General features: G+C 71.9%; 5 protein-coding genes. All 5 read right to left on the reverse strand.

The features are described from left to right. Positions 1-29: 29 nt before the first annotated feature. Positions 30-980, reverse strand: a complete 951-nt coding sequence (locus ACFRCR_RS17370) for an SPFH domain-containing protein (RefSeq protein WP_377679278.1) — start codon at positions 978-980, stop codon at positions 30-32. Between the two features lie 149 nt (positions 981-1,129). Then, complete coding sequence (locus tag ACFRCR_RS17375) at positions 1,130-1,930, reverse strand: ABC transporter permease (RefSeq protein WP_377679280.1); 801 nt, start codon at positions 1,928-1,930, stop codon at positions 1,130-1,132. Continuing rightward, on the reverse strand, positions 1,927-2,928 hold the full coding sequence (locus tag ACFRCR_RS17380) for an ABC transporter ATP-binding protein (protein ID WP_377679281.1): 1,002 nt from the start codon (positions 2,926-2,928) through the stop codon (positions 1,927-1,929). The genes ACFRCR_RS17375 and ACFRCR_RS17380 overlap by 4 nt, the downstream gene beginning before the upstream one ends. Before the next feature lie 62 nt (positions 2,929-2,990). Further along, on the reverse strand, positions 2,991-3,296 hold the full coding sequence (locus ACFRCR_RS17385; RefSeq protein WP_377679282.1) for a transcriptional regulator: 306 nt from the start codon (positions 3,294-3,296) through the stop codon (positions 2,991-2,993). After that, on the reverse strand, positions 3,289-3,993 hold the full coding sequence (locus tag ACFRCR_RS17390) for a hypothetical protein (protein ID WP_377679284.1): 705 nt from the start codon (positions 3,991-3,993) through the stop codon (positions 3,289-3,291). The genes ACFRCR_RS17385 and ACFRCR_RS17390 overlap by 8 nt, the downstream gene beginning before the upstream one ends. Positions 3,994-4,128 lie beyond the last annotated feature (135 nt).

The following is a 4,128-nucleotide window of genomic DNA, read 5'->3' on the forward strand; positions in this document are numbered from 1 at the left end:
GCCGGGGGCGGACGCCGGGACCTCGGGGGTCACGAGTAGAGCGACCCGGCGTTGACGACGGGGGTCGCACGGCTGTCGCTGCACAGCACGACGAGGAGGTTCGACACCATGGCGGCGCGGCGCTCGTCGTCGAGCGTGACGATCGACTCGGCCTCGAGGCGCTGGAGGGCGTCCTCGACCATGGACACGGCGCCCTCGACGATCCTCGACCGGGCCGCGATGATCGCCCCGGCCTGCTGGCGCTGCAGCATCGCCTGCGCGATCTCGGGGGCGTACGCGAGGTTGGAGATGCGGGCCTCGACGACCTCGACACCCGCCACCACGACACGTGCGGCGACCTCCGCGGCGATCTCCGCCGACACGACCTCCGTCGCGCCGCGCAGCGACTGCTCGCCGGCCTCGGCGTCGTCGTACGGGTGGGACATCGCCACGTGGCGCAGCGCCGACTCGGCCTGGACGCGGACGAAGTCGGTGTAGTCCTCGACGGCAAAGCTCGCCTTCGCGGTGTCGGCCACCTGCCACACGACGATCGCCGCGATGTTGATCGGGTTGCCGTCGGCGTCGTTGACCTTGAGCTCGCTCGTCTCGAAGTTGCGGACGCGGACGGACACGCGCTTGCGCGTCGAGAGCGGCACGGTGGCGACGAGCCCGGTGCGGCGGATCGTCCCGAGGTACCGGCCGAAGAACTGGACGACGAGCGTCTGCCCCGGGTTGATGACCTTGACGGCGGTGAGCGCGAGGAGGCCGAGCACGATCGCGACCACGCCGAGCAGGGTGCCGACCGGGGTGCTGGTCATGAACAGGGGGACCGACCCGCCGAGAAGGACGAGGACGAGGAGGATCGCGAGACCACCTCCGCCGGCGCCGAGCGACCACGCGGGCTGCTCGGTCACGTCGACGCGTGTCCCGTCGTGGCCCACGGGGCGTCCGCTCGGCTCGCCGCCCACGGACTCCTGCGGGGGGACGGTGGTGTCGCTCATGGATGGTCCTCTCGTCGGTCACGGGTGCCGGGCGCCCCGCATCTATCAAAGTGATATCACATTATGCCCGCGCCGTCGACAACGAGGTCGTGGTCGCCGTCCACGGGGACAACGACCACGACCTCGTTCTCGGCACCGGGAGGCAGGGGCTACCTGAAGCGGCGGCCCTCGTCGCGGCGGTACGCCCACACCGCGAGGACCGCGAACACCACGGTCCACCCCAGCAGCACGACCCACGCGAGCGCGTACGCCGGCTCGCCCGTGAGCGCCTGGACCAGCAGGTCGCGACCGGCGCGCGTCGGGGTGGTCATCGAGATCGCGTCGAGCCACGGCGGGAACAGGAACGGCGGCAGGAACAGCCCGCCCGCGAAGGCGAGGGGGAACAGGATGACCTGCACCACGGGCAGCGCTGCCTTGGCGGACAGCGAGTACCCGATCGCGATACCCAGCAGCACGAACGGCACCGACACGAGCAGCACGGTCCCCACCCCCGCGAGGAGCTGCGTCCACGTCACGGAGGCCGCGGTCAGGAGCCACCCGATGAGGATGAGCGGCACGAGCCCGAACAGCGAGAAGATCCCGCCGTTGAGGATACGCGCGATCATGCGGGGCGCGGGGCCCGCGGGCAGCGAGCGCAGGAACGGGTCGAACGGCAGCGCCCGGTCCTCCGCGACACCCAGCCCGTAGGTGAACAGGCTCGCGGAGCAGATCGCGAACAGCCCGAGCGACGCGACGGCCGTGGTCGCCGCGACGGGGTCGCCCGCGACCTCCTTCTGCGGCACGACGAAGAAGAACATCGCCAGCGCGGGGAACAGCAGGTTCCCGAGGACCGCGATGGGCACGCGCACGGTCTCCAGGAACTGGTACTTGAGGTGGATCCAGGTGAGGGTCGCGGCGCCGGGCGGGCGCCCGCTCACGCCGGAGGTCGTGGTGGCTGCCTGGGTGCTCATCGCTCGCTCTCCTCCTCGGAGGCCTGGTGGTCCGCGGGGGCCGACGGCGTCGCGCCCGTCGGGTTCCCGGCCTCGCCATGGTCGGTGGTCACGGCGTGCGAGACCATCTGCTCGAACGCCTCCTCGAGGCTCGCGCCCCGGATCTCCAGCCCGTGGAACGGCAGACCCGAGGTCACGAGCGTGCGGACCAGCTCGTCGGCGTCAGCCGTGAACAGCTCGTAGCGCCAGACGCCGGACTCCCCCGCGTCCTTGTCGGCCGCGCGCTCGGACCGCACCACGCCCGGCAGGTCGACGCCCAGGTCAGCGGTGCTGCGCACGACCACGCGGCGCAGCCCGACGCGGCGCAGGATCGCGTCGAGCGTGTCGTCGGCCTTGACCACGCCCTGGTCGATCACGACGACGCGCTGCGCGAGCGCCTGCACCTCCTCGAGGTAGTGGCTCGTGAGGAGCACGGTCCCGCCGGCCGCGTGGTACTCGCGGATCGCGGCCCACAACGCCTGACGCGCCCCGACGTCGAGGCCCGTGGTGGGTTCGTCGAGCAGCACGACGCGGGGGCGCCCGACGAGCGAGAGCGCGACCGCGAGGCGCCGCTTCTGGCCGCCGGACATGGCCCCGGTCTGGCGCCCGGCGAGCTCGGACAGCCCGAACTGCTCGAGCAGCTCGCCCGTGGGCACGGGGTTCGCGTAGTGCTTGCCGACGAAGTCGACGACCTCGCGGACCTTGAGCGTCGCGGGCAGGCCTGTCTCCTGCGGCGTGAGGCCCAGGCCTTGGCGGGACGAGGCGTCGCGCGGGTCGCCGCCGAAGAGGCGCACGACGCCCGTGTCGGGCTTGCGCTGCCCGCTCACGAGCGAGAGCAACGTCGACTTCCCGGCGCCGTTGGGCCCCAGGAGCCCGACGAGCTCACCGGCCCCGACCTCGAGGGTCACGTCGTCGAGCGCGACGACCTCGCCGAAGCGGCGGGTCACGTGCTGCGCCGACACGAGGGACCCGTGCGGCACGGCCGGGCCTCCTCGTGTCGGGGCGGCAGCGCGCCCCGGACTGACGGCTGAGTGCTGGCTGGTCACGATCCGGCTCCTCTCAGGAGCATGCTCAGGGACTCGGTGTAGACCTCGAAGGCACGGCGCCCGCGAGGGGTGAGGCTGATGTAGGTGGCCGGGGTGCGCCCCTCGTGGGTCTTGGTGACGGTCACGTACTCGGCGTCCTCGAGCTTGCGCAGGTGCGTCGAGAGGTTGCCCGCGGTCATGTCGAGGAGCTTCTGGAGCCTGGGGAACGCGATCTGGTCGCCCGGGCCCAACGCCGAGAGCGTCGCGACGACGCGCAGCCGCGCCTGGGCGTGGATGACCGGGTCGAGCTCGACGTCAGGCACGGGCACCTCCCACGATCCGGCGACGGGTCCGTACGCGCAGGACCTGCTCGACGAACGCCATGAGCAGGAACCCGCCCCCGCCCGCGACGGCCATGACGAGGTAGAGGCCGGGCAGGCCGACGATCGTGGCGGCCCCGGCGACGAGCAGGATCCACACGCCCAGGACGTAGAGGCGGGCCTCCTGCCACATGGCGCCGCCCGCGAGGTACATGATCCCCACGACCAGGCACGACAGGGAGTTGCTCGCGAGTGACATGACCTCGGGGTTCGCCCCGGCGCGGGCGAGCCCGCCCAGGACCATGCTCATGGCTGCGAACGAGATGAACCAGGCCCAGCCGTAGAGCGCGCCCGAGCGGGCGCTCGCGCCGCGGACCCCGCTCACGCGCGTCATGATGTGCACGATCGTGATGGCCACGGCGCCCACGACGAGGAAGGTGAAGGCGAGGAAGGCCCAGGGCTCGGGCTGCCCGACGACGTCGCCCGCCCCGGCCTCCACGGTCGCCGTGGGAGGGGCGGCCGTGCGCAGCGAGCTGACGTAGAGCGTCGTGTAGCCCAGGAGCCAGGCCAGTCCCCAGACGCCGTAGAGGACCCGGCCGTCGGGCTCGACGTCCTTGACCTTCTCCTGCTGGGCCGCGATGAGACGCAGGCTCTCGGCGGGGTCGAGCGGCTGCTCGTCGTCGGGTGTCCGGTCGGGCACGAGGGCTCCTTCTCCATCACGACGAATCGTGGTTTGTGCTGCAAACTACTTTGTAGCCTGCCAGAAGGAGCGAGGTGCGCGCAAGAGCAACGACGCCGAGAAGTGAGCAGATGCCCCTGATCCGCGTGGATCAGG

The sequence above is a fragment of the Oerskovia sp. NPDC056781 genome, assembly GCF_042789955.1.
GTDB classification, from domain to species: Bacteria; Actinomycetota; Actinomycetes; order Actinomycetales; family Cellulomonadaceae; genus Oerskovia; species Oerskovia rustica.

Coding starts and splice junctions, on each gene's coding strand:
- ACFRCR_RS17370 (WP_377679278.1), bottom strand. CDS start 980: ATGAGCGACACCACCGTCCCCCCGCAGGAGTCCGTGGGCGGCGAGCCG.
- ACFRCR_RS17375 (WP_377679280.1), bottom strand. CDS start 1,930: ATGAGCACCCAGGCAGCCACCACGACCTCCGGCGTGAGCGGGCGCCCG.